The sequence below is a fragment of the Providencia sp. UF-183 genome, from assembly GCF_058246155.1.
In genome coordinates, this window is the sequence record NZ_JBSICD010000009.1 from 74,366 (window position 1) to 97,524 (window position 23,159).

Genomic DNA, 23,159 nt, shown 5'->3' on the forward strand with positions numbered 1-23,159 from the left:
CTAATTTAATATGCGATTATTATCGATAACAGCACTCTTTTTTTCATTCGCTGTTTTAACGCCGAATTCTTTTGCAGCAACCGCTCCACTGCAAGAATATGTCATTGTTGAAAACCAGATTGATAATGAATTTTTTATTGTGGCAAATAGAGTTGACCCGCGTTTTTCGGGTTCCAATGTTTTCACAAAATACCAACGTAATAGCCAATTGAGTTTAGGTTATATGGGGTATACCGGTACGCCATTTAGTTCTGCTTATAATATGGGTGATATTTGGTTAGAAAATTCCCCTGTCAACCAACCGTTTGTTGGAAACCGTTGTATGACGAACAACCGAAATTGCCCTGCAACCTCTTATTGGCCCGCTCAGCAATTACGGGATAATGGAGCATATAAAATACAGCAAACAGGTACGCCGGGTGAATCGGGTTATTCAAGGCCTATTTTATCGGAAGCGTTTTATCGCTGGTTAGCGGAAATTCCGCCAGGAACTGAATACACCTTTGATTTAAGAACATGTACGAGTCGTGATGATTACGATTTAAATAACACGACCTGTATGACCAGCGGGGGGCGAACAAGTACACAGCAACATTACATTCCAACCAATAAAAAAGGGAGCATTATTTTGAAAGGCACGGGCGCCTTGCAAGAAGTGTTTGTGGACAGTAATGGGAATCCAACCATTGGGCTTGGTTCGAACTTTTGTTCTACCGGTATTGTTGGAAATACGTCTGGCGTAATTTGTAAATTGGTGGAGTTAGAAACCAAAGGATCATCAATTAGTGGGTCATTTACGGTTCGGATGTACATTGATAGTGCAAAATTAGGTTTAGCAAGGGCCCCTGCTGCTGCACAGATCCAATACAAAGGCAGTAATAGCACACGCTGGACGAATTGGTCTTCAACAACAAATATGTCTGAGATTTTTAATAATGGCTCACAGAATATTGAAGTTTTTCTCTCTAATACTTATTTGAAATCGATAGTTGATGCCTCGCCGAATTCAACCGTGACATTGGCGGACAGTGTTTATACGTTTGGTTTTCAATCTCCACTGCCACAGTCTGGTTTTTATGAATTTACGCCATCAAACTACTTAATAATTAAACCGAGAGATTATGGAATTAGCATTATTCCTGCGGACTTTAATCCAAATCAATCGAAAACAGGTAAGGTCGGTAGCGAAGAACCACCAATAGAATTTAATTATATTGTTACCACCAGTGGCCCAAGGCAGGCTGATTCTATTACAGCAAAAGTTGAAGGCCCCCAAACAATATTAAAAGGTCAATCGTATTGTTTATTTACGTCAAACGATAACAAATTAAATGTGCCTTTTTCTGCCTATCTTTCCTTTAAAAATGGCAGTGGTGTGAAAGAATCATATCGCGCAAGTTGTGATAACAATGAAATTTCATTGAAAAATGCGTTATGGGCGGAAACGCCATGGGATAGGCCAAATGAAGATCTCGGTTCTTTTTATCGCACTAATTTAGATTTATCGTTCCCAATGAATGATGCTAATTCGTTTTTCACATTAGATGGCATTGATTGGCTTGGGACAGTTTCAGCAAGTGGGACGATCACCGTTAAGGCGATTTGGACAGGGCCGGATATTCAATAAATTTCACGGCTATTTTGTGGCTACTTGTAATGACGCAAGTAGCCATTTTATTGGCACCAATTCTTCCTTCAATTCAATATCGGATTTTTATTATGAAACGCTTTTCTTTGCTTAAAATCCTATTCTTGATGGTGTTGTTTTCGTTCTACAACAACGCATTTGCGTTATATATCAACTCAGATATTTCTTCGATGGATTCGGGGCAAGAGTTTTTTTCTAAGCCATACGTGAATGACACAAAAAAGACGAACTTATACAATTTTAGTGCTTATAAAATTGATAAGCCGGGTGGCCAAGAACAGGGTGAGCCGATACTCAACGGTGAAATTATTTTTACGCCATTGAAGAAAATTTTATTACCAGGAGAGCAAGAATTTTTTAAAATTTTTTATCGAGGGCAAGCGGATGAAACAGAGCGTTATTATAAGATTATTATTAGCGAAACGCCTTTAGATATGCGCAATGATGACGGGAAAAAAAAGCAGCCATTATTTTACCCAACTGTTAGTTTAGAAACCTATTTTGTTGTGAGACCCAAAAAACCTGATTTTAAATACAACCTTAATTCAAATGAAGGCGTGTTGAAAAATACAGGGAATACTTACTTTAGAGTGTTATTGCATGAAAGCTGTGATGCTGATGATGACTCTGAGCCTTACGTCTTTTATTTATTGCCTAATCAAGAGTTTAACGATGCACGCTTAAAGAAAAAAAGCCGAAAATATATTGTTATTTTTGATAAGTATTACTCAGTTGGGAATTGTGAATAACTAATAAGAAAGGGGCTTTTATTCATTAAAAGCCCCTTTCTATCGCTATGGTGTGGACATAATAATTGTTGCCGCAGAGTTAAAATAGCCTTCTGTTAGTTCATTTGGTGATAAATTTGGTTTTTTCACTAACGTAAACATTAATGTATCTCGGCCATGGCCGTTTTCGATTTTTGAATTGAAGTGCCCATTCATTGGCGAAACACGTTGTCCTTGATGATAAACCTCTACACCTAGTCCGGGCATAATTGGGCCTTGGCTACCGATATCGCCAGTTCTAATGAGTAGTGCATCAGATGAGAAAGTTGAGGTTTCCCCGCTCAAAATCATTTTTATTGGTGCTGTTAAGTTATTATCTTCGCAGCTGTACGTGATCTCAACATTGCGCTGAAAACGGCTCGCGCTACCTACGGTTGAAATACCTGATGCGTTGACTGTTTCAAAATCAACAATAATGATTTGGTTATTATTGATATCGCATGTCCCTGTTCCGACTACCACATCATTTCCAGCATAGAAATTCCATTTAAAATAGGCGTGGTCAATATGTTGGTTACTATTCACATATGTCGCGTATTTATGGAGATCCAACGTCATCAACAAATCGCCTTTTCTGACTAACACAGAAGGCGTAGGCTTAACGTTTACTTGTAAATATAATTTAATTTGTAAAGGTTCAGAGGCGGTGGTTAAACGAAAAACTTGAATTTCTTTCCCACTAAAAGGCGCTAAATAATAAGCACCACGTACAACAACACCCGCTTTTAATTCAGGATTGTTTTTAAATGCGGGGCCTAAATCAGCGCCTGTGACATTGAGGTAATCAACGTACGCAGTGGGTGCTTCATTACGGCAAGTCATAAAATCGCTCACATCTGCGAATTCATTAATTCGATTAGGTACCGCAAAAATATCATTATCAAGAGGAACATCATTAATACTTTGTGTTCCACCGCCGACCTCTTGGCCCCCATTTGTTTTACATTGGAATGCTAAAATGGTGGGGGAAAATAATAAGGTTGCGAGAAGTAATATTAATATCTTCATTGTTACTGATACCTTAATCATAAATTAAACTAAAAATAGCGGTTGCAGTAAAATGGCCAAACGCAATACTTTTATTTTTGATTGCATCGGGTTCCCCTTGTACATTCGCATTAAAACTTAATATATTTGTACCATTCTCTAGTTTGTATGCGGGCGTCGTACTATTAATGGGGATTTTTTTACCACTGTATTCTAAAATTTCAATGCCTATACCCGAAGCCATACTGCCTGAATCTAATGCAAGAAGGCCTGGTAGATTGGTATTTTCGGTTCCTGTAAATTTAACGGTTACCGTTTTAAATATACTATTATCACAATCATCTAAGTGAATATTAAAATTTTCCAGAGGCGTTTTTTGGTTGATATAGAGATACTTATTGACGATAGTACCAAAGTCTACAATGATATTTTCATCACCAGGTCTTACTGTACAAGCTTCAGCAACAAGCTGCCCTCGTATTTTAATTTCACCGATTTGACCATTTTTTGCATGACTCGGTAATGAAAAAAATAACAAACTTAATAGCATGGAGAGTATTATTTTTTTAAATTTATAAAAATTGAAATTTAAGTTATTCATATAAATACCTTCAATGCTACATCCGCAAAATTGAGTGAGCTTATTCATAGGTTATTTGAAAAGAAATAACGCTTCTGTACGCGCCTGCCTGTAATTTTTCAGCAACTCTAACGGGGGTTACGTAATAGGTTAAAATATTTTGCCCAGACGAAATAAGTTGTGGTTCGCTGTATTCACCAAAAGCGATTTCTTTTCCTTTTGGGTTAGTGATTTGTAATCCTAATCCTGTAACACCTTCTACACTGGCAATGTTAGGGCGAAACGGTATGACAGGGGCAATAAACCGAATTTTCATCCCCGGCTGAGAAGTACTCCATGTAACATTACCCGATTTGTCATTTCTTAGGACGGTTGGCGTTTCGATACAATCTAGTAACTCAATATTAATCGGGGTCTTATGGCCTTGTGCACCAATTGCTTTTAATGACGCAGTTTCAACATTCCCCAAATCAACAGATTGAAATGCAGAGTCCATCGATAAATGGCAAGCACTTTCAGTTAAGGAGCCATAAACAAAAATTTTTCCATTAGCGCCTTCGACATCCCAATTTCCTGTGGCGTTATGAAAGGCATTCGAGGATGCCCCATATATGACAGACGGTGGAAATATCAGAGATAACCCGAGAAGCAAGGTAAGACTTTTTTGATTAATCATCTTTTCCTCTCTATTTATTTTCAGGAACAACCTGGCATGTGCTGGCTTGGCATTTGAATTGCAATTTAGGACGGCCACCGTAGTCATTGATGTAGGTGAGAACAGGGTTCGCACCTACAGTAGAGCTTGGAACACCTAGGTTTTCTTGGCTAAATGGCGCGACCATAACGGCTTTAAAGTTTTGATTTACCGGTGAGTTGATACGCTCCGCAGCACCAATAATAGTGATGTAAAAGGGTGTTGGGTTTTTTATAATATATTGGTCGCCTTGCTTAATAAGCTGTGTTTTTTCTTGCCAAGGGTTATTCAGCATTTCAGTTTCGCTTAGCATGATGCTTTTGGGGCGATAAAATAATTTAATTTTGCTTTGTAATGCTAATTGCAAAACATTGGGTTTATCACTTTTCGGTGGGATCTCTCTTAAGTTAAAGTAATAAACACTTTCTCGATCTTGGGGCAATTGACTTATTTCAGGGAGTGCCTCAATACGCACTTGGCTTGATTTTTCCGGTTCAACTCTTTGCACGGGAGGTAATACGGCAAAAGGTGAGGTAATTTTCACCCCTTGAATATTTTCTACCCAGCCTTGAGCCAAATAAGGCAGTTGGTTATTTTTATTGGTAATAGTGATTGATACACTTTTTTGATCGCCATTAAAAATAATGCGAGTTCTATCTAAAGCAATTGCTGAGAAAGCACTTCCGCTAACTAAACTGCTTAATAAAATAGTACTGATATATAAATTAGTTAATTTTTTCATCGCAATCACTCATCTACAGATTATTATCTGTTTCATTACGTTTATTTGATAATGGTTTACAAGGAATGAATAATCCTTGGCTAATTGTTTCTAAATTTTCAGGAAAATGAATTTCACATTGAGCTTCGCCACCCCAATGAATAATCATGACTTCATTCGGATTGATTCCGCTCACGTAGGCATATCCATTATCAGTGACTATTCCTGTTTCTTTTCCTGCCAAATTGGTAACCTGAGCACCAAAAGGTGGCGCAGAACCATCAGACATACGCATTGAAAGCATCATCTTTTCACCAGATAACACATTAAATTTACGGTAGCCAATCGCGCCTTCAGTTAATGTTGCTTGAACAATAGAATCAGTCACTTCGGCGTTATTCGGTAGAGCGTTTAAGTCGACTTTAACTTTACTGCGGTAGTAGCTATTTAAGTCAGGCACGACCACTTTACCGAATGCATTTGATGCAATAGGGATGCCGCGGTCTGATACGGGGATTTTAGCTACGCCGTCAGTGTCGATAAGTAAACGAGTGCCGCCAATATTTGAAACTCGGTGAGCATCCGCACCTTTTAACGTCATAGTGAATCCGCCTTGAGCCCCTAATCCAAATGACGTGTAATTATTGTGAATATAGCTGGCATTTGCGGTTAACTTCGTATTATCGCCATAATGAGTAATATAGGTGCTTGCGGTTCCGCCTTTGTTAGTTGACCCTGCGCTGACTTGGTAATTGGTTCTATCAGACAGCTTGTCATAATAAGTTGCCCGGTTAACGGTGTCGTCCCGTGTTGCTTGTAATGAATAGCCGATATTGGCGCCATTTCCCCAAGGCATGGATGCTGAAATATAAAGGCCGTCATCATTTGTTTCGTTATATTTATTGCGATAAGCTGATAACGAAATATTAATATTTTTCAGGCTCCCCCAATCTAAGGTTTTTGTGACCATTAAATTGTAGCGATTGCTTTCTGGCTTATCCCAATACGTTTGGTGTGAATAGTTTAAATAAGCCGTAATTCTTGATTCCCTAAAGTTTTTATTTAGGGAAATCACATACATTTCCTTATTACTGCCTTGGCGTTCGCCAGAGTCTTTAGCCGTTAAAAAATCAGTCACTGTCATAAAGCTACGCTCAGAGAAGCGGTAGCCTGCGAATTGGACTTGGCTATCATAGTCATCAAAGCGCTTCGAATAGTTTATTCGATATGAATTACCAGTCAGTTTTTTATCATTCGGAATATTTGCAATAGAATGTGTAATATCGAAAGATAAAGCACCAAATGCTAATAGGTCTCGGCCTACACCTACGTTGAATGCATTATAGTCTTGGCTATTTAATGAGCCTGCGAGTAATGACCAACCGTTGGTGACACCCCATGACATTTCACCACTTGCGAATGTGTCTCCATTAACATGGTGCTCCATATCCGTTGGTCGGCCCACTGCTAATTTATACCGAACACTGCCAGGTCGCGTTAAATAAGGAATATTAGCCGTTTCAACTTGATATTCTTGAACTGAGCCATCTTGCTCTTCGATTCTAACATCCAGTTTACCTGTCGTTGCATCACTTAAGTTTTGGACACGAAAAGGCCCTGCAGCGACTTGTTCTTGGTAAATAATTCGCCCCTGTTGGCTAATAATGACTGTCGCATTGGTTGCCGCAACGCCTGTAATCTCAGGTGCATACCCACGTAAGTTAGGTGGTAGCATCAAGATATCAGAGCGTAAGCTAACACCTGTAAATCGGAAGCTATCGAATAAATCCGTATTAAAATAGTCTTCACCTAAGGTCAATTTAGCTTTAATACTGGTTAATGCTTTGTAGGCGTATAACCGACTCCATTGGAAATCATGCTCATTTTTACTATTTGAACTGGTTTCTCGTTGAGCACGTCCTTGCCAATCGCCCCTGAAGCGCCAAGCACCAAGGTTCACGCCTGCAACGCCGTTTGCTGTCACATTATAGTTACTGTTGTTATCATGGGGTTTATTGGCTCTTGCGTTAATGTTGTAGTCGAAAAGCGCCCCAGAGATCCCTTCATCCCAGAGGGAAGGTGGATCCCAGTTGGCCGTTCTATATTCAAGATAGGCCTGAGGAATGCTCAGGTATAATGTTGAGTCAGATAAATCTCCTCGAGCTTGAAAACCGGGCAAGCTGAGTAAATCAAGGCACTCATTATTATGCCACCACGTGATTTTCTTCAGCGAATCTGCCGTTAATCCTAACAGCTGGACTTGTTCTTGAGTAATACACACAAGGCTCGCTTCAGGGTCATTCTTCGGCGCATAAAATGAAAATCTTTGCTCAGAAAGTGTTTCTTTATTTAATTGTATTTTCAGAGGGTAAGTGCCAGGCATAATATAGCCAGCACGTGAGAACTGCTTTATATCAATGTTTTTTTTGTCTTCTAAATCAAATAAAGCTGTATTAAATTGTATGGTATCAGCAGCATATAACTGGGCGGATAATGACCCAAAAGTAAGCATTATCGTTGTCGTTATTATATTTATTTTGTGTTGTTTAAAAAACATAAAAAACATCCCTAAAACAGCAGTATAACTTTTAGAATTAATAATAATCGACCTTGAACCTTAATAAGGTTTGGTAATTACCCGCTTTAACAGGGTGATAATTGGTGACTAATTGCATTTTATATTTCAATATCATTGTGCCAGGTGTAATTCCTAATGCTGGTAATGGCTTCCCTGGTGTAATGGAATATCCTGATATATCATGCAATGCCAATTGCACTCCTTTTGCTTCACCCGAGAGCGTGAAGAAATTACCTTCTGATGGACCATCAAAAGTGACTTCGAGTGAATTCCATTCGTTATTATCTTTTGAATATTTTTCCCAACGGCAATCAACAAGTTTAATATTGAATTCTTTTATGGGGCCTTTTCCAACTTCACGAATATAGCTTGTTGGAAGCACCCCCATATTAATCGTCTGATCCCTAGACCCGATATCTATTGCACAGGCAGTATCGACTATCTCACCGTTCATTGTGACTTTTCCCCATCCATGAGGTGATGCCGCCATTTGTGGCGAAAGAAATAATGTAAGAAGAAATAGAAACAATGCATTTTTTGGCGAATAGATAAATCCTTTCACTTTAACCTCTGACTTAATTAGGTGACTAATAGAGGAATACGGATGTATTCCTCTTTAACTAATCAATTAGTTATAAGTTAAGGTAAAGTTAGTTACGCCTTCGAATTTACCTAATGGAATTTTATCCACTGCAACGTTTGCACCTTGTACATAAGCGCTATAACGTAGTGTGTTATCACCTGCTTGTAGTTGGTGCTCTTGTGCTGTAGCAACACCCATATCTAATGCTGCACCGTTGGTATCTGTTAATTGAATACCGACGTTACCTGCAATAGTTGGATCCGTTGCATCTAAGCCAGTTACACCTAATAATTTAGGATTAAACGCGGCACTAGAACCAGAGAATGTGATGTTGACTTTGTCATTATAGACTTTGTCGTTTGCATCTTTAGGGAATACACAGTCTTCTAATTCAATGTTGAATTGTTTAGCAGTAGAAGTACCACCATTCGCTAAAACAGAGTTAGCGATTTGGCCTAACCATACTGTTTGGTCAATAGAGTCAGAACTAATTGAGCAAGGTGCATCGATGATTTCACCTTTAAATGTAACTTTACCATGCCCTTGATCAGCGAGTGCTGGAGAAGCGATAGCGGCAGAAACAAGTGCTGCTAAAAATACTTTTTTCATTTGAACCTCATTTATATATAACAACGTGATGATTACCCAACAATTAAGTGGGCATAGTTAAATCTTATATTTTTTAAATAACTATTTGCTGTATAAAGAATTTAAAATAATTTCTGTTTGTCGATTGAAAATATAATGACAATTATCTTGCTTATCGAAGAGGTTTTCATTGTTATGAATAAATGAATTAGCATTTGAATGTTCTTCATTTATTTTCAATGTTATACTTTCGAAAAACGCACTAGGGTTAGTATCTAGATAGAATAAGATTGAAAACAGCATTGCACAGTTAATGCTACATATTCCTCTTTCATATCGAGAAATTTGTTGTTGTGATATCTTTAATTTTTTAGCTAGCTCTTTACCACTTAGCCCTTTTTCTTTTCTAAGATGAAATAACTCCAAACCAATTTGTTCAGTTAGTATTTTCTGAAAGTTATCTATACTGGTTTTTAACTTATTATTTTTCATATCTCACCAATAAAGCGTTATGTCAGTTAGGTTACAGTCAGACCTGCCTACAAAGTAAACGACTTGATTGTTTTTGACTCAAGAAACGCAACAAAATAAATCAAAATGTTGCGTTAAATTGGTTTTAGCGATTTTGTTTTATATATAGGCATCGTCAGGATTAAAATCTTTAATTTGTGTTTTTTGCTAGTAAATAAAGAGTATTTTACTGGCGAGTTTTAATGATTAAAACATCACGAATGGTAACTTTTTGTTGTAGATAATAAAATTTTACATTAATTGCTTTCTGACTCTAAAAAGCATTACGCAAACAGATTTTTATGCTGTTTGATTTTGGTTAGTCTCAGAATTATACTTATTAGGCATTTTAAACATTTTGATTTATTATGTTGCGTTATCATTTGATTTTAAATCAAATTTGAAATTTATCATTGTTTTTGCTTAATTGTTGTTAATTTTCTTTATTATTAACTTATTTTTTGTTTTATTTTTCGCTCATATGAAATATGCATCTTTTTATTGCCATTTTATGGGTTTAAACTCTGTTGGTATTTAAATTTTATCATTAAAGTCATTAATAATCTTTATATGACTATCTAAATATGAATATAAATGTGTTTTTTTTGTGTATGAATTGGTAGTGACATGTTAATTTAATGCAATTTTGGATATACTCGTAATTGGAGTAATTAAATTATGATAATTGGTAAAAGAAGAATAAATAAAATTATTAACTAATCTTATTTTAGGGTTTTTGAAAATAGTCAATCTATAGCTTTATTTAGCGGTATTAAAATTAATCATTACACCCACTATTTATGAGAATACCTCAGTTTTATAAAACCAATTGGTTAAATAACTGAGGTATTTTTGGTGTTTAATTCATTTTATAATATTGAACTTTGGTTTCATGTTGACACAAGTCATTAAATTGTCTATTGATTAGACCAAATACCGCTAAAGCGTTTTTCATTACTTGCAGTATAAATTACAGTGTGGGCGATATTTCGATGCCCTAAATAGTCTTGAATTAATCGAGTATCTCTGCCGAGGTCAGCTAATGCATACCCACACGCATGCCTTAACATATGTGGGTGAAGCTTGACGGAAAGTCCGGCTATCTTGCCGTATTGTTCAAATAAACGATAAATTTGATAGCGAGAAATTTGGCTCCCTTTTTGTGAGATAAACAAACAATCTGAACTGGATGTTTTCCAAGAGTCTCTCTCAATTAGCCATCTTTCTATTGCTGTAAATTCTTCTGGGATTATAGGTTGAACAGTGGATAGCCCTCCTTTTAATCGTCTGATATAGATGACTTTTTGGACTAAATCAATATCAGACATGGTGATATGAGTAAGTTCACTGACTCTCAAACCATGTAAAAAGCTCATTAATAACAAACAATAGTCACGATTAGGATATCGCCCCTGTTTGGTTGCATGTAATAGAGCGTTAACTTCTGTGCGTGTAATAAATTTACGTTTAGTCATTATGATCTCATTTATACCTCGTTACATTTCGCTATATACTCACGATAAATTAACTAAAAATAATAAATTTTCCTAAAATTACATATAATATGTTATATGTATGCGTGATGATACCTAAATACGAGTGATTAAGCATGATGACTTTTCATACTCTTTAGTCGTGCTAAAAAGAGTCTGTGAGCAGAAAGTATGGAATTGTTGAAGGATAAAGTGAAACGGGTTTCGTCTCTGGAGATAAATTGATTTATGAGGGAATGTAGTCGTGTAGGCACTAAGAAGAGGTGGGCTGTAAAGGGCATTTATGGGTGCAAATTTGCCAAACAGCACCATAAATGACGCTGCTTGGCGGTTTTAATTTACGGTTATTCTTTCTTCTCTTTCTCTTCTTCTAATACTTCGCGATACCAACGAGGATGGTGTTTCCTTGCCCACCCACGTGTCACCCAGCCTTCGACCATGCTACGAATCGAGCCTTTTACCCAAAAGGCTGCATAAGCATGAACAACAACCGTGATAATCAGAACTATAGCAGATAGTGAGTGCGCCAGTAATGCCGCGCGGATGATTGAAATCGAGAAATAATCCGCGAAATAAGGACGCCAAATAATAACTCCACTGACTGTGAGGATGATAAGGCACAGGCTGAGAACCCAATAAATCCCTTTTTGGCCAAGGTTATAATGACCAATATCGCCAGCTTCTTCATTACGTAAAACTTTATGAATGTTTTTAGCCCAAATAAGGTCTTGTTTATCCACAAAATTATATTTTAGGTATCTGAAAAACATAAAAATAAATAAGAATGCCATGACGCTACCGACAAACGGGTGCAGTAAACGTGATAATTGTGGCGTTCCTAAGATATTCATAAACCAGTTTAATGAGGGAAAAAAGAAACCTAACCCACTGAATGCCGTAAAGACAAAGGCAATGACGACTAACCAGTGATTAATACGCTCAGATGCATTATGGCGTAAAATTGTATCGCTGTTTTTTTTCATCAGTGTTGCTCCTCGTTATGCTCTGATTGTGCAGTTTGAGAAGCCGCTTCTTTATCTTTTCGCGCTTCTTCCTCATCTTCTTCTGTGGTGTGGTTTGGCCCGATACCAAAATAGTGGAACATTGCGCCAGCAAAGGTTGCCGCAAACCCAATTGCCGCAAGCGGTTTCCAAATTCCTTTCCAGAATTTTACCGTTTCACTGATTTCGGGATTGTCAGGGAGCCCGTGATAAAGATTGGGTTTATCTGCATGATGAAGAACGTACATTACGTGGGTTCCGCCGACGCCTTGGGGATCATAAAGCCCAGCATTTTGATAGCCGCGGGTATTCAGTTCAGAAACACGCTCTTGAGCAAGATGTTTCATGTCTTCTTTACTACCAAAATGGATGGCACCTGTTGGACACGTTTTTACACATGCAGGTTCTTGACCCACTTCAACACGATCGACACACAATGTGCATTTATAGGCACGGTTATCTTCTTTATTGATACGAGGAACATCAAATGGGCAGCCTGCGATACAGTAACCACAACCGATACAGTGCTCCGATTGAAAATCAACAATACCGTTAGCATATTGAACAATAGCGCCTTCCGCTGGGCAGGCTTTTAAGCAACCTGGGTCAGCGCAGTGCATGCAACCATCTTTACGGATTAACCATTCTAATTTGCCATTTTCTTCAACTTCAGAAAAGCGCATAACCGTCCAAGATTTTGCTGTTAAGTCGACAGGGTTATCATAAACACCAATATTGGTGCCCACTTGGTCACGAATGTCGTTCCATTCTGAACAGGCCACTTGGCAGGCTTTACAGCCAATACAGACCGTAACGTCAATCAGTTTTGCGACTTCTTCTTGATGGTTGCGAACTTGTGGTGCTGGTGTAAGGCTATTCGTTGCCGAACGGCGAATAATGTTTTGAGATTGCAGTGACATAATTTCTCCTTACGCCTTTTCAACATTGACTAAAAACGCTTTATATTCAGGCGTGAATGCATTTGCATCACCAACCGATGGCGTCAATGTATTGGCAAGGAAACCTTTTTGTGTTGCTCCTTCAAAGCCCCAATGGCAAGGGATCCCAATGGTTTCGACCACATTACCATTGATGGTTAATGGGCGAATACGTTTGGTGACTACGGCCTTGGCTTTAATAAAGCCTCGTTTGGCACTGACTTTGACTTCATCACCTTGTTTAATGCCTTTTTGTGAGGCTAATTGCTCACCAATTTCGATAAATTGGTCAGGCTGTGCAATGGCATTTAATAATGAATGTTTCGTCCAATGACGGAATAGCTCAGTGATGGAGTAAGTGGTTGCTACATATGGAAAATCTTTTGCATTTCCTAAATGCTCTTTATCATAGCTATATAAGCGGGCTACTGGGTTACGTGACACTTTTGGATGCAAAATATTATGTTCTACAGGGGATTCAAACGGTTCGTAGAATTCAGGGAATGGGCCGTCAGCCATTTTATCCACGGAGAATAAGCGACCGACACCCTCAGGTTGCATAATAAATGGCCCTACACCGCTGTTTGGCGGAGCATTACCAAAATCAGGAACATCAAAGCCCCCCCATTGGGTACCATCCCACTTAATGAGTTGGCGTTTTTCATCCCATGGTTTTCCACTTGGGTCGACTGACGCACGGTTATAGAGAACACGGCGGTTTTGCGGCCATGCGAACGCCCAGCCTGGGGTACAACCTAAACCGGATGGATCTGCATTATCGCGGTTTGCCATCTGATTGCCTTTTTCTGTCCAGCAACCAGAATAGACCCAGCAAAAACTGGCTGTTGAGCCATCGGATTTCAATTGGTGGAAGCCATCAAGCTGCTGCCCTTTCTTGAATAATAGCTTGCCGGCATCATCATAAATATCCTGCATCGCTTGGCCATTCGCTTCCCTCGCCACTTCTTCAGGTTGCGGGTCATATGGGTCTACATAGTTCCAAGAGAGATTCATTAATGGTTCAGGGCAAACACCGCCTTCTTCTTGGTATAGTTGGCGTAGGCGCATCAATAAATGCCCCAGAATTTTACCATCATGCCATGCTTGAGCGGGTGGTCGTGCGCCCGCCCAATGCCATTGTAACCAGCGGCCAGAGTTTGCGATTGAGCCATTTTCTTCAGCAAAACACGAGGATGGAAGACGGAAGACTTCGGTTTGAATATCGGCGGTATTGACGTCGTTCATCTCACCATGGTTTTGCCAGAAGTTTGATGATTCAGTGACCAGAGGATCGATAATGACCAGATATTTGAGCTTCGAGAGTGCTACGCTACATTTGTTTTTATCAGGGAATGCAGCTAATGGGTTAAAACCTTGAACGATATAGCCGTTCATTTTGCCATCAACCATCATTTGGGTTTGCGCCATGATGTCATAGCTCTTATCCCATTTAGGTAGCCAGTGATAACCCCATTCATTGGCTGCGGTGGCATTGTCACCCCAAAAGCTTTTCATTAAGCTAATGAAAAAATCGGGCGTTCTTTTCCAGTAGTTCACTTGGTCAGGCACGATTGAGCTTGGTGTGATTTGCGACAGATAGGTTTGTAGTGAATCCTGTTTCTCGTTGGGTAACGGCATATAACCCGGTAGATTCAAAGAGAGTAACCCTAAATCGCTATAACCTTGAATGTTGGAGTGGCCACGCAGCGCATTGACACCACCACCCGGCATACCAACGTTACCCAGCAATAGCTGGATCATACCTGCAGTACGAATCGTTTGTGCCCCACCTGTGTGGTGCGTCCACCCTAAAGCATACAAAATGGTCGACGTTCTGTCTTTGCCTGAAGTCGAGGCAAGTTGTTCACAAATATAGATAAAATCTTCAAGTGGTGTACCACATAAGGTCGTGACGACTTCAGGTGTATAGCGGGAAACGTGTTGCTTTAATAGGTTCCAAACGCAACGAGGATGTTGAAGTGTTTCATCCTTGAGCGCATGGCCATTTGCATCGGTTTCATAATGCCAAGAGCTGCGGTCATATTGTTGTTTTTTATCATCAAAGCCGCTAAAAAGCCCATCATCAAAATGATAATCTTCACGAACGATTAATGGCGCATTAGTATAGGCTTTGACATACTCGTGTTGAATTTTATCATTTTCAATAAGGTAGCGGATAACACCGAGTAAAAATGCCGTATCTGAACCCGCACGAATTGGCGAATACATGTCTGCGACGGACGCGCTGCGGTTAAAGCGTGGGTCAACAACAATGACTTTGGCATTATTTTTGATCTTGGCTTCGATAACCCATTTGAAACCAACAGGATGTGCTTCCGCCGGGTTTCCACCCATAATTAAAATGACGTTGGCATTTTTAATATCAACCCAGTTGTTGGTCATTGCGCCACGACCAAATGTTGGGGCAAGTGCGGAAACGGTCGGGGCATGGCAGAGTCGGGCTTGGCAGTCGATAGCGAGCATGCCTAATGAGCGGGAGAATTTATTATCGAGAATCCCTGTTTCATTGCTCGCCGCAGATGAACACAACATGCCTGTTGTCAGCCAGCGGTTAACTTCTTGGCCTTTTTCATTGTGCGTAACGAAATTTTCATCGCGGTCTTTTTTCATTAAATGCGCAATTTTGTCTATCGCTTCATCCCATGAAATACGTTCCCATTTGTCAGAACCAGGTTTGCGGTATTCAGGGTATTTTAGGCGGTTTTCACTGTGAATATAGTCGATAAGGCCCGCCCCTTTTGGGCATAACGAGCCTCGGCTAACAGGGTGATCAGGGTCGCCTTCGATGTGATAGATATTTTTTTCTGCGTTTTTTGCGCCATCGCCTAAGCTGTACATCAAAATACCGCAACCTACGGAACAATAGGTACAGTTATTACGTGTTTCGACAGAGCGTAAGAGCTTATATTGGCGAGAACCTGCGAAAGATACATTTGGGGCAAAACCAAGTAGTGCAGCGGAAGTTCCTGCCATACCACCTGCACAGATCTTGAAAAAAGACCGTCGACTGACTTGCATCAGCGTCTCCTTGTTAATTGATAAGAAAGCCCAAGGCTAGGTCGTTAAAAACAACCTATCCGCGGCGAATTTCATTTTTCAATCATTCAAGACAGACCTGAGCATCATGTTCGAACTCAATGTAATGAACTACTACATAAAATGATGGGCACTGATTATAATTACTAAAAAAAATAAATCCATAGTAACAATATGGAAACAGTTAGGCAGAAAATTGCACAAAAAAAGGCGGCACTACCAAAGGATAATCGATAAACTCGCTCTTTGGCGGGCAATATGACTAGATCTGTATTACTTAGAGAAATATCTTAATAAACTAAGTTATTTTTTTAGAACATATTGTTTTAATTAAACAATTGTACCTTCTCACAAATTTACCTCCCTGAATTCTATATAAAGGCTCTATTTGGCGTATAATCAGCAAATTGATTATTTTGTGTTATTTCATCATTATTAATCATCATCACGTTGTTGGTCCCTGCGGTATAATGGGTTTTTTCGGCAAAATTGGTCAGGTGGGATATGTTGGAATTTTTAAAAAATTACGATAATTTAACGCTCAGCGAAAAAAAAGTTTTAAAATACCTGAACGACAATATTGCTGATATTCCATACTTAAATATCAATGATTTAGTGGCGAAAACGTATGTGTCTAAAACAGTCATTATTAACTTATCGCAGAAATTAGGCTTCAGTGGTTTTAAAGAGCTTAAATTTCAAATTAATAATTATATTCTGTCCAAAAACAAAGCTGAAAAAGTCACGCCTGCTTCCTACAAAAAACAACTCGAAAAAAACATTAATAAAAGCTTTACGCTGATCAATGAAGACCAAATTAACGATTGTGCGAATATCTTACATAAATCACGAAATATTTTTATTGTCGCGAGGGGAACCAGTAAGGCCGTGGGCTATTACCTTGAGCACTTACTCTTTGCATTAGGTCTGCACTGCTTTTTTATTAATGACTACAATTTATCTGATTCTTTCACTCGGCTCGTCAGTAAAGATGATACGGTGATATTTATTTCCCTTTCTGGTGGCACAAAAAAGATTATTGAAACCGCTAAAATTGTCCAATTAAAAGGGGCGAATATTATTAGTATGACGGCATTCAATACCAATGAATTAACCAGTTATACCGATAACACGCTTTTTTGTTTCGCAGACAGTTACGATACTAAAAGGGATGACACCAAGTCCCGAATCGGTTTTTTTATTTTAGTTGATTTACTTATCAATGAGTTAGAAAACCTACTTTAGGCGACTTTCTTAACTTACCCTTCCTATATTACTGCCTTTTTATTGTTATTTCTCGCGTTAGTGCTGTTTCAAAATGACCTAGGTCATAATTTATGACCTAAGATAATTTTTAAAACCGGGACATCATTTCTTTTATAAAACCCCCAAGCTAGTATGCCTTTAATTCTAATAATAGAAGTCATAAGGAAAAAGTATGGCCAGAAGAAAGTTTGGTGAATCTATCCAACGCTTTGGGAGAACATTACTCCTTCCGATTGGTGTGCTTGCACCTATCGGTATGATATTGGGTATCAGCGGTGCGTTAGTGCAAACGTATATGATTGCACGCTTTCCTTTCCTCGGAAATGAAACAGTTAACGCTCTATTAGTTAGCATTCGTTCTATTGCAGGGGTGATTTTCGATAATATCCCATTGCTGTTTGCGATGGGGGTCGCTTATGGGATGAGTCAGAGAGATAAGGGGATAGCCGTTTTTGCGTCGGTGGTCGGTTACTTATCCTTGATCATTACTATGAATATTTGGTTGGTACTCACTGGCAAGCTCGCTGATGCAGCGATTATGAGCCAAGTGGGGCAGATCAAAGTCCTTGGAATACAAACCCTAAATATCAGTGCCGCGGGGGGGATCATTACCGGTTTAATTGCCTCTTGGGCGACTGACAAGTTCTATAACCTTGAGCTCCCAACCGCATTTGCATTCTTCTCTGGTAAAAAATCAGTGTCCATTATCATGATTGGTTTAATGATCATGGTCGGCGCATTGTTACCGTTTATCTGGGAAGTCTTAGTTCAAGGTTTAATGAAGCTATCCGCCGTGTTTTTGAGTCCAGTTGGGCCATTCTTTACCGCAGGTGGTGAGCGTTTATTCATTCCGTTCGGGTTGCACCACGTCTGGAACGTGTTGTTTCGATTCACGGAAGCGGGCGGTACTTATGTTATTGATGGACAAACTTTTGTTGGTGTTGTTCCTGCATTGACTGAAGTGTTATTCAAACAAGGCCCTAACAGCGAATATTGGGCAATGATGCCAAGTTTGACCCGCTTTATGGCGCAACAGCAAATGTTAGTAACGCTGTTCTTATTCCCTGCAATTGCACTGGCAATTTACAGAACATCGAAGAAAGAAAACCGCGCAGAAGTGAAGTCGATGTTGGTGACAATGGTATTGACTGCGATGCTGGGTAACGTGACCGAACCGCTCGAATTTACTTTCGTATTTATTGCGCCACTGCTGTATCTCATTTACGCGATTATTGTCGGTATTGGGGCGGTATTACTTTCTTTCGCGGGTGTTGCTATCGGTTATATCCGAGGAACGGTATTCGACTTCACGATATTTGGATTGCTATATGAGCACACCAACTGGATATTCTTGGTCATCATTGGTAGCTGTTTAGCCGTCGTCACTTACTTTATTTTCTACTGGGCGATTATTAAATTTGATATCAAAACCCCGGGTCGTGAAGAGTCTAGCAATCTGAAAAATACCTTAATTAAAGAAAAACGTTATGGCGAAATTGCAGAAATTTTAATCCAAGCGTTAGGTGGCAAACAAAATATTCGTAACGTAGATAACTGTATTACTCGTATGCGTATTGATGTTGGCGAAGTGAATCAAATTGATAAAGATTTAATGTTGGAATCAGGATGTACCGCATTCTTCTTTCCATCGGCAAACCATGTCCATGTCGTTTATGGGCCGAAGGTTGAATTCGTTCGCAATGCTGTTGATGAAGCAATGAAGAAATAAAGAAGGGATACGAAATGAGAGCATTATACGATTCTAAAAGTAAAACCATTGATGACCGAGGTATTAAGGCGCTTTTATCTGATGAAGCGAAATATACGACTTGGTTAATGTTTGAATCTATGTTGGCTCAAGCACAGGCGGAGCAGGGGTTTATTCCCCAATCCGCAGCTGATGAAATCAAAGAAAAGGCGATTATTGAAAATATTGATTTCGAAGAAATGAGCCGTATTTACCAAAAAATTGGCCATGGTTTTGTGCCTTTTCTGAAAGTATTAGTAAATGCATGCTCAGAAGAGAGTGGTAAATATATTCACTACGGTATTACCACGCAGAATATTCAGCAAAGTTCCCAGCTGTATATGATGAAAACAGTACACAACAAATTTATGTTGCTGCTGAGTGAAATCATTGAGAACTTATCGGGGCTGGCAGAAAAAACCAAACATATGGTCATGCCGGGTCGAACCCATGGACGCCATGCAATTCCGATCACTTACGGTTATAAAGTGTCGGTATGGATCAGTGATTTTATTGATTGTTATCAGCGTATGAAAGAGTGTGAAAAGCGCGTCTTCACCATCATGATGGGCGGAGCGGTTGGGGCATTTAACTCTATGCCGGGTATTGGTTTAGAGGTACAAAAACGCGTCGCTGAGCTAACGGGCATGCATGCGATGGAAGTTCCATCGAGAAACCTAAGTACCCATAAATTAGAATATATGGCGAACTTGGCGCTGATGGCGAATATCTGCCATAAAATTGGCGAGGAAGTTTACAGCACCACATTGGAAGAAATTGCTGAGGTTTCTGAAGGGTTTACTAAGGGGACGGTAGGCAGCAGTACCATGCCGCACAAGATTAACCCAAAACTTGCGAAAGGGATTATTGCGAACTCACAGAAATTGTACTCTTTGCCAAGTGTGGGGATGTACTCTGCCGTGCGTCCTTATGAAGGTGACAGTAGCTCTTATATGTTATTCGATGGCTTAATTGAAGAAGCGTTAGAATTAACGACAGAAATTCTTTTAAGAACTGAAGAGCTTTCAAGAACTCTCGTTCCTCATGAAGATAGAATGTTACATAACGTATTGAGGAATAAAGGGCTAGATAATACTGAATACGTCATGATGAAAATGGCAGAAAAGCTGGGGAAAGACAAAGCCCATGAGCTGCTATATGAAGAAGCGATCAAGACCGCAGCGGATGGTGAGGATTTCTATACCAACCTGACCAAAAACAGTGTGATTTCAGCCGCTTTTAGCAATGATGAAATCAAAGCGATGCTCGACCCGCGTTCTTATATTGGTTTGTCCGTTGAGATAGCAGAAAAAGAAGCAAAACGAGGCTTAGCGATTTCGCAAGAAATTAAAAAAAGCTACCAATAGCAATCAATTAAAAATGATAAAAGAGCGACCTATTTATTAGGTCGTTTTTTTTTGATAAGAAATAATAGCGTATAACTGATTATGTTTTTTTAAGTTGTACTAATTGATGCGTTTTTCATTTAACGCTTTTTTATTTATACATAGATAAGGCATCTCATCTGTTGAGCCGTCATTTTTACTCTCTTAAATAAAGGTGAAAATAATCTATGTCTAAACAATACCGTTTTACAGCCAAAGCTGTTGATTTTCTATTACCGAATATTAAAAATGCAAATAGAGATGAAAGTGTGATTCATATCCATGCGACAGGTTCTTTTGAAAATGAGGAGGAAGTAAAAAAAATACATTTTATCCTCAATGATTTGGCGATAAATTCTGCACCTTTTACCGCTTTGCTTGCATTTGTTTTTGGCTCAAAAGGGGTTGATGCAAAAACAGGATTTACTCCACCGACTAAACTGGTTTTCACCTGTACAGAGAATGAGTTAAATGAAGGTTTATTTGATGTGGTATCTTTAGGTTTGGAATCAGAAGGCCTTTGGTAAAAATATTATCGCTGCTCTTTACTAAGCAGCGATAATATGTGGAAAAACGCTTACTCGCCTGCTAATGCCCTTGGGAACAGTAAGTTGTTTTCTAAGTTAATATGATTCATTAAATCATCAATTAACTCATTGATTCCATTGTAAAGTACACGCCAAGTGGTACAGGCTTCCGCGGGAGGTGTCACGTTATCTGTGATGCCTTTAATCGCTTCTAATAAATCTCCAGCATCATCATGTTCCTGTTCCATGACGCTAATTGGACCCGCTGCATTTTGCCCTAACCCATTTTTAATCATTGGGAACAATACACGTTCCTCTTTCATCATATGGCTGGTTAATTCTTCAAGCAGGGCTTCAAGGTATTTTGCCAAGCCACTCGGAACGGTGGGTTTATTAGCATGAACTCTCTCGACTTTTTGTGCTTGCAAAATAAGTTCAGGTAATTGCTCTCTGTGTCTATCGTGATAACGGACAATAATAAAATCAATAATTTCATCTAGCGGAGCCGCTCGCCAGTCTTTTTCTAATGTTTCATTTGATAATTCTGCTAATTGTTTTTCTAATGCTTCAATGTCTAAATTCAATTTTTCTGCACTTCGGCTGAGCGTTTGTTTTCCGCCGCAGCAATAATCCATATTGTATTGGCGAAAAAGCGCGGATGCTCTTGGAATCGATAAGGCAAGCTGGCCAAGTGTTTTATCTCTTAATTGCATGTGAGGTGTCCTCTATAAAATCATAAAATTCTGATCGTGCTTTGGTCAGTGTGGTTATGCAGATAAAGCCCATTTACGTGCAATATCTCGGCCATATTCACGGCAGCTTTCTAGCGTTGCGGTATCTGGTTTCCATTTTGCTTTTAATGACAGAGCTGTATCAAACCCTGCATCCATTAGCCGCGTTTGTACCCGATCAACGGCGCCGCCATTCCAGCCAAAGCTACCAAATGCAGCCGCTTTTTTATTTAAAAACCGTAACCCAGACATTTCTTCAAGCATGCCTGCAATCTTTGGCATCATCACATTGTTCATGGTTGATGTGCCGACAAGGGTGCCTTTAGAACGAAATACATGTGTAATAATGTCGTTTTTGTCACTTTTTGCGATGTTGAAAATCTTAACCGCCACATTCGGGTCAGCCTCATTAATGCCCTGTGCAATGGCATCGGCCATTAAACGGGTATTATTTGACATGGTATCGTAGAAAATTGTGATGCGGTCTTCTTGATAATCAGCCGCCCATTTCAAATACAATTCAACAATTTGCGTTGGATTATCTCGCCATACCACACCGTGTGACGTTGCAATCATATCGACGGGTAGATTAAAGCCTAAGATCTCATTAATTTTCGGGGTTACTAAGCGACTAAAGGGTGTCAGAATATTGGCGTAATAGCGCTGACATTGATCAAACAGTTCATTTTGATCCACTTCATCGTTGAATAATCGTTCATCACAATAGTGTTGTCCAAATGCATCATTACTAAAAAGAACGGCATCGTCAGTAAGGTAAGTCATCATGCTATCTGGCCAGTGAAGCATAGGTGTTTCAATAAATATCAGCTGCTTATTGTTACCAATATCAAGGGTATCCCCTGTTTTGACGACATTAAAATTCCATTCAGGGTGATGATGGTGACCATTGATTGAGTCAATAGCGTTTGCGGTGCAATAGATAGGCGTGTTAGGAATATAGCTCATGAGCTCAGTTAAGGCACCTGCGTGGTCTTCTTCCGCATGATTAATAACAATGTAATCGATATCATTTAAATCAATCTGGCCACGTAGATTTTGCACAAATTCGCGGCTAAATTTATGATCTACCGTATCGATAAGGACATTTTTCTCCTCACAAATCAAATAGCTGTTATAGCTACTTCCTTTGAGTGTTTTGTACTCGGTACCATGAAAATCGCGCACTTCCCAATCACGCTGACCTACCCACTGAATATTGTTTTTTACATGAATCGCCATATTAATTTTGTCCTATATTTCTTTGGAGTATACAAAGACATAATCAATATCCATGCCATGTTTTTATCTATTTGATTTTAATGTAAATAGTGATTTCA

General features: G+C 39.1%; 19 protein-coding genes and 1 pseudogene. 6 read left to right on the forward strand and 14 right to left on the reverse strand.

The features are described from left to right. Positions 1–10: 10 nt before the first annotated feature. Both AC4IFT_RS10515 and AC4IFT_RS10520 read left to right on the forward strand, forming a co-directional pair. On the forward strand, positions 11–1,627 hold the full coding sequence (locus AC4IFT_RS10515) for a fimbrial protein (RefSeq protein WP_490751283.1): 1,617 nt from the start codon (positions 11–13) through the stop codon (positions 1,625–1,627). A gap of 92 nt (positions 1,628–1,719) precedes the next feature. Continuing rightward, positions 1,720–2,397 carry a fimbrial protein gene (locus AC4IFT_RS10520; protein ID WP_490751346.1) on the forward strand — a complete coding sequence of 226 codons (678 nt, stop codon included), beginning with the start codon at positions 1,720–1,722 and terminating at the stop codon, positions 2,395–2,397. A 45-nt stretch (positions 2,398–2,442) separates the two neighbouring features. Here the strand turns inward: AC4IFT_RS10520 and AC4IFT_RS10525 are convergent, their stop codons facing one another. The 12 genes from AC4IFT_RS10525 to fdnG form a co-directional block, all read right to left on the reverse strand. Next, positions 2,443–3,444, reverse strand: a complete 1,002-nt coding sequence (locus tag AC4IFT_RS10525) for a fimbrial protein (RefSeq protein WP_490751284.1) — start codon at positions 3,442–3,444, stop codon at positions 2,443–2,445. Between the two features lie 13 nt (positions 3,445–3,457). Continuing rightward, positions 3,458–4,024, reverse strand: a complete 567-nt coding sequence (locus AC4IFT_RS10530) for a fimbrial protein (protein ID WP_490733986.1) — start codon at positions 4,022–4,024, stop codon at positions 3,458–3,460. Between the two features lie 40 nt (positions 4,025–4,064). Next, positions 4,065–4,679, reverse strand: coding sequence for a fimbrial protein (locus AC4IFT_RS10535; protein ID WP_490751285.1), 615 nt, complete (start codon positions 4,677–4,679; stop codon positions 4,065–4,067). A gap of 10 nt (positions 4,680–4,689) precedes the next feature. Beyond that, positions 4,690–5,439: a fimbria/pilus periplasmic chaperone gene (locus AC4IFT_RS10540; RefSeq protein ID WP_273804323.1), complete on the reverse strand. Its 750-nt coding sequence runs from the start codon at positions 5,437–5,439 to the stop codon at positions 4,690–4,692. 13 nt (positions 5,440–5,452) lie between these two features. Beyond that, entirely contained in the window at positions 5,453–7,984 is a 2,532-nt protein-coding gene (locus AC4IFT_RS10545) for an outer membrane usher protein (RefSeq protein WP_490733980.1), read from the reverse strand. A gap of 28 nt (positions 7,985–8,012) precedes the next feature. Further along, positions 8,013–8,558: a fimbrial protein gene (locus AC4IFT_RS10550; protein WP_490733978.1), complete on the reverse strand. Its 546-nt coding sequence runs from the start codon at positions 8,556–8,558 to the stop codon at positions 8,013–8,015. Between the two features lie 66 nt (positions 8,559–8,624). Then, positions 8,625–9,188 carry a fimbrial protein gene (locus tag AC4IFT_RS10555; protein ID WP_219245273.1) on the reverse strand — a complete coding sequence of 188 codons (564 nt, stop codon included), beginning with the start codon at positions 9,186–9,188 and terminating at the stop codon, positions 8,625–8,627. An 81-nt stretch (positions 9,189–9,269) separates the two neighbouring features. Next, a complete protein-coding gene (locus AC4IFT_RS10560; RefSeq protein WP_490733975.1) occupies positions 9,270–9,659 on the reverse strand; it encodes a helix-turn-helix domain-containing protein in 390 nt (129 codons plus the stop codon). Positions 9,660–10,594: 935 nt separating this feature from the next. Further along, positions 10,595–11,152 carry a tyrosine-type DNA invertase gene (locus AC4IFT_RS10565; protein WP_490733973.1) on the reverse strand — a complete coding sequence of 186 codons (558 nt, stop codon included), beginning with the start codon at positions 11,150–11,152 and terminating at the stop codon, positions 10,595–10,597. A 362-nt stretch (positions 11,153–11,514) separates the two neighbouring features. Then, the gene (gene fdoI, locus AC4IFT_RS10570) at positions 11,515–12,156 is read right to left on the reverse strand and encodes a formate dehydrogenase cytochrome b556 subunit (RefSeq protein WP_490734104.1); all 642 of its coding nucleotides are present in this window, start codon (positions 12,154–12,156) and stop codon (positions 11,515–11,517) included. Beyond that, on the reverse strand, positions 12,153–13,091 hold the full coding sequence (gene fdxH, locus AC4IFT_RS10575; protein ID WP_272575124.1) for a formate dehydrogenase subunit beta: 939 nt from the start codon (positions 13,089–13,091) through the stop codon (positions 12,153–12,155). Before fdxH ends, fdoI begins: the two co-directional genes overlap by 4 nt. Before the next feature lie 9 nt (positions 13,092–13,100). Further along, the gene (fdnG, locus tag AC4IFT_RS10580; protein ID WP_272573788.1) at positions 13,101–16,148 is read right to left on the reverse strand and encodes a formate dehydrogenase-N subunit alpha; all 3,048 of its coding nucleotides are present in this window, start codon (positions 16,146–16,148) and stop codon (positions 13,101–13,103) included. 522 nt (positions 16,149–16,670) lie between these two features. Between fdnG and AC4IFT_RS10585 the strand changes: the two genes are divergently transcribed. From AC4IFT_RS10585 to AC4IFT_RS10600, 4 genes are all read left to right on the forward strand, one after another. Further along, the gene (locus tag AC4IFT_RS10585; protein WP_490733968.1) at positions 16,671–17,411 is read left to right on the forward strand and encodes a MurR/RpiR family transcriptional regulator; all 741 of its coding nucleotides are present in this window, start codon (positions 16,671–16,673) and stop codon (positions 17,409–17,411) included. A gap of 193 nt (positions 17,412–17,604) precedes the next feature. Then, on the forward strand, positions 17,605–19,161 hold the full coding sequence (locus tag AC4IFT_RS10590; RefSeq protein WP_219245279.1) for a PTS transporter subunit EIIC: 1,557 nt from the start codon (positions 17,605–17,607) through the stop codon (positions 19,159–19,161). A 14-nt stretch (positions 19,162–19,175) separates the two neighbouring features. After that, positions 19,176–20,546, forward strand: coding sequence for a class-II fumarase/aspartase family protein (locus AC4IFT_RS10595; RefSeq protein ID WP_490733966.1), 1,371 nt, complete (start codon positions 19,176–19,178; stop codon positions 20,544–20,546). Positions 20,547–20,752: 206 nt separating this feature from the next. After that, the gene (locus AC4IFT_RS10600; protein ID WP_490751286.1) at positions 20,753–21,091 is read left to right on the forward strand and encodes a hypothetical protein; all 339 of its coding nucleotides are present in this window, start codon (positions 20,753–20,755) and stop codon (positions 21,089–21,091) included. 50 nt (positions 21,092–21,141) lie between these two features. Here AC4IFT_RS10600 and ytfE read toward each other — a convergent pair whose 3' ends face one another. Further along, positions 21,142–21,804: an iron-sulfur cluster repair protein YtfE gene (gene ytfE, locus AC4IFT_RS10605; protein ID WP_490751287.1), complete on the reverse strand. Its 663-nt coding sequence runs from the start codon at positions 21,802–21,804 to the stop codon at positions 21,142–21,144. A 60-nt stretch (positions 21,805–21,864) separates the two neighbouring features. After that, positions 21,865–23,061, reverse strand: a pseudogene (gene norV / locus AC4IFT_RS10610) (anaerobic nitric oxide reductase flavorubredoxin); the annotation flags it as partial. Positions 23,062–23,159 lie beyond the last annotated feature (98 nt).

Coding starts and splice junctions, on each gene's coding strand:
- AC4IFT_RS10515 (WP_490751283.1), top strand. CDS start 11: ATGCGATTATTATCGATAACAGCACTCTTTTTTTCATTCGCTGTTTTA.
- AC4IFT_RS10520 (WP_490751346.1), top strand. CDS start 1,720: ATGAAACGCTTTTCTTTGCTTAAAATCCTATTCTTGATGGTGTTGTTT.
- AC4IFT_RS10525 (WP_490751284.1), bottom strand. CDS start 3,444: ATGAAGATATTAATATTACTTCTCGCAACCTTATTATTTTCCCCCACC.
- AC4IFT_RS10530 (WP_490733986.1), bottom strand. CDS start 4,024: ATGAATAACTTAAATTTCAATTTTTATAAATTTAAAAAAATAATACTC.
- AC4IFT_RS10535 (WP_490751285.1), bottom strand. CDS start 4,679: ATGATTAATCAAAAAAGTCTTACCTTGCTTCTCGGGTTATCTCTGATA.
- AC4IFT_RS10540 (WP_273804323.1), bottom strand. CDS start 5,439: ATGAAAAAATTAACTAATTTATATATCAGTACTATTTTATTAAGCAGT.
- AC4IFT_RS10545 (WP_490733980.1), bottom strand. CDS start 7,984: ATGTTTTTTATGTTTTTTAAACAACACAAAATAAATATAATAACGACA.
- AC4IFT_RS10555 (WP_219245273.1), bottom strand. CDS start 9,188: ATGAAAAAAGTATTTTTAGCAGCACTTGTTTCTGCCGCTATCGCTTCT.
- AC4IFT_RS10560 (WP_490733975.1), bottom strand. CDS start 9,659: ATGAAAAATAATAAGTTAAAAACCAGTATAGATAACTTTCAGAAAATA.
- AC4IFT_RS10565 (WP_490733973.1), bottom strand. CDS start 11,152: ATGACTAAACGTAAATTTATTACACGCACAGAAGTTAACGCTCTATTA.
- fdxH (WP_272575124.1), bottom strand. CDS start 13,091: ATGTCACTGCAATCTCAAAACATTATTCGCCGTTCGGCAACGAATAGC.
- fdnG (WP_272573788.1), bottom strand. CDS start 16,148: ATGCAAGTCAGTCGACGGTCTTTTTTCAAGATCTGTGCAGGTGGTATG.
- AC4IFT_RS10585 (WP_490733968.1), top strand. CDS start 16,671: ATGTTGGAATTTTTAAAAAATTACGATAATTTAACGCTCAGCGAAAAA.
- AC4IFT_RS10590 (WP_219245279.1), top strand. CDS start 17,605: ATGGCCAGAAGAAAGTTTGGTGAATCTATCCAACGCTTTGGGAGAACA.
- AC4IFT_RS10595 (WP_490733966.1), top strand. CDS start 19,176: ATGAGAGCATTATACGATTCTAAAAGTAAAACCATTGATGACCGAGGT.
- AC4IFT_RS10600 (WP_490751286.1), top strand. CDS start 20,753: ATGTCTAAACAATACCGTTTTACAGCCAAAGCTGTTGATTTTCTATTA.
- ytfE (WP_490751287.1), bottom strand. CDS start 21,804: ATGCAATTAAGAGATAAAACACTTGGCCAGCTTGCCTTATCGATTCCA.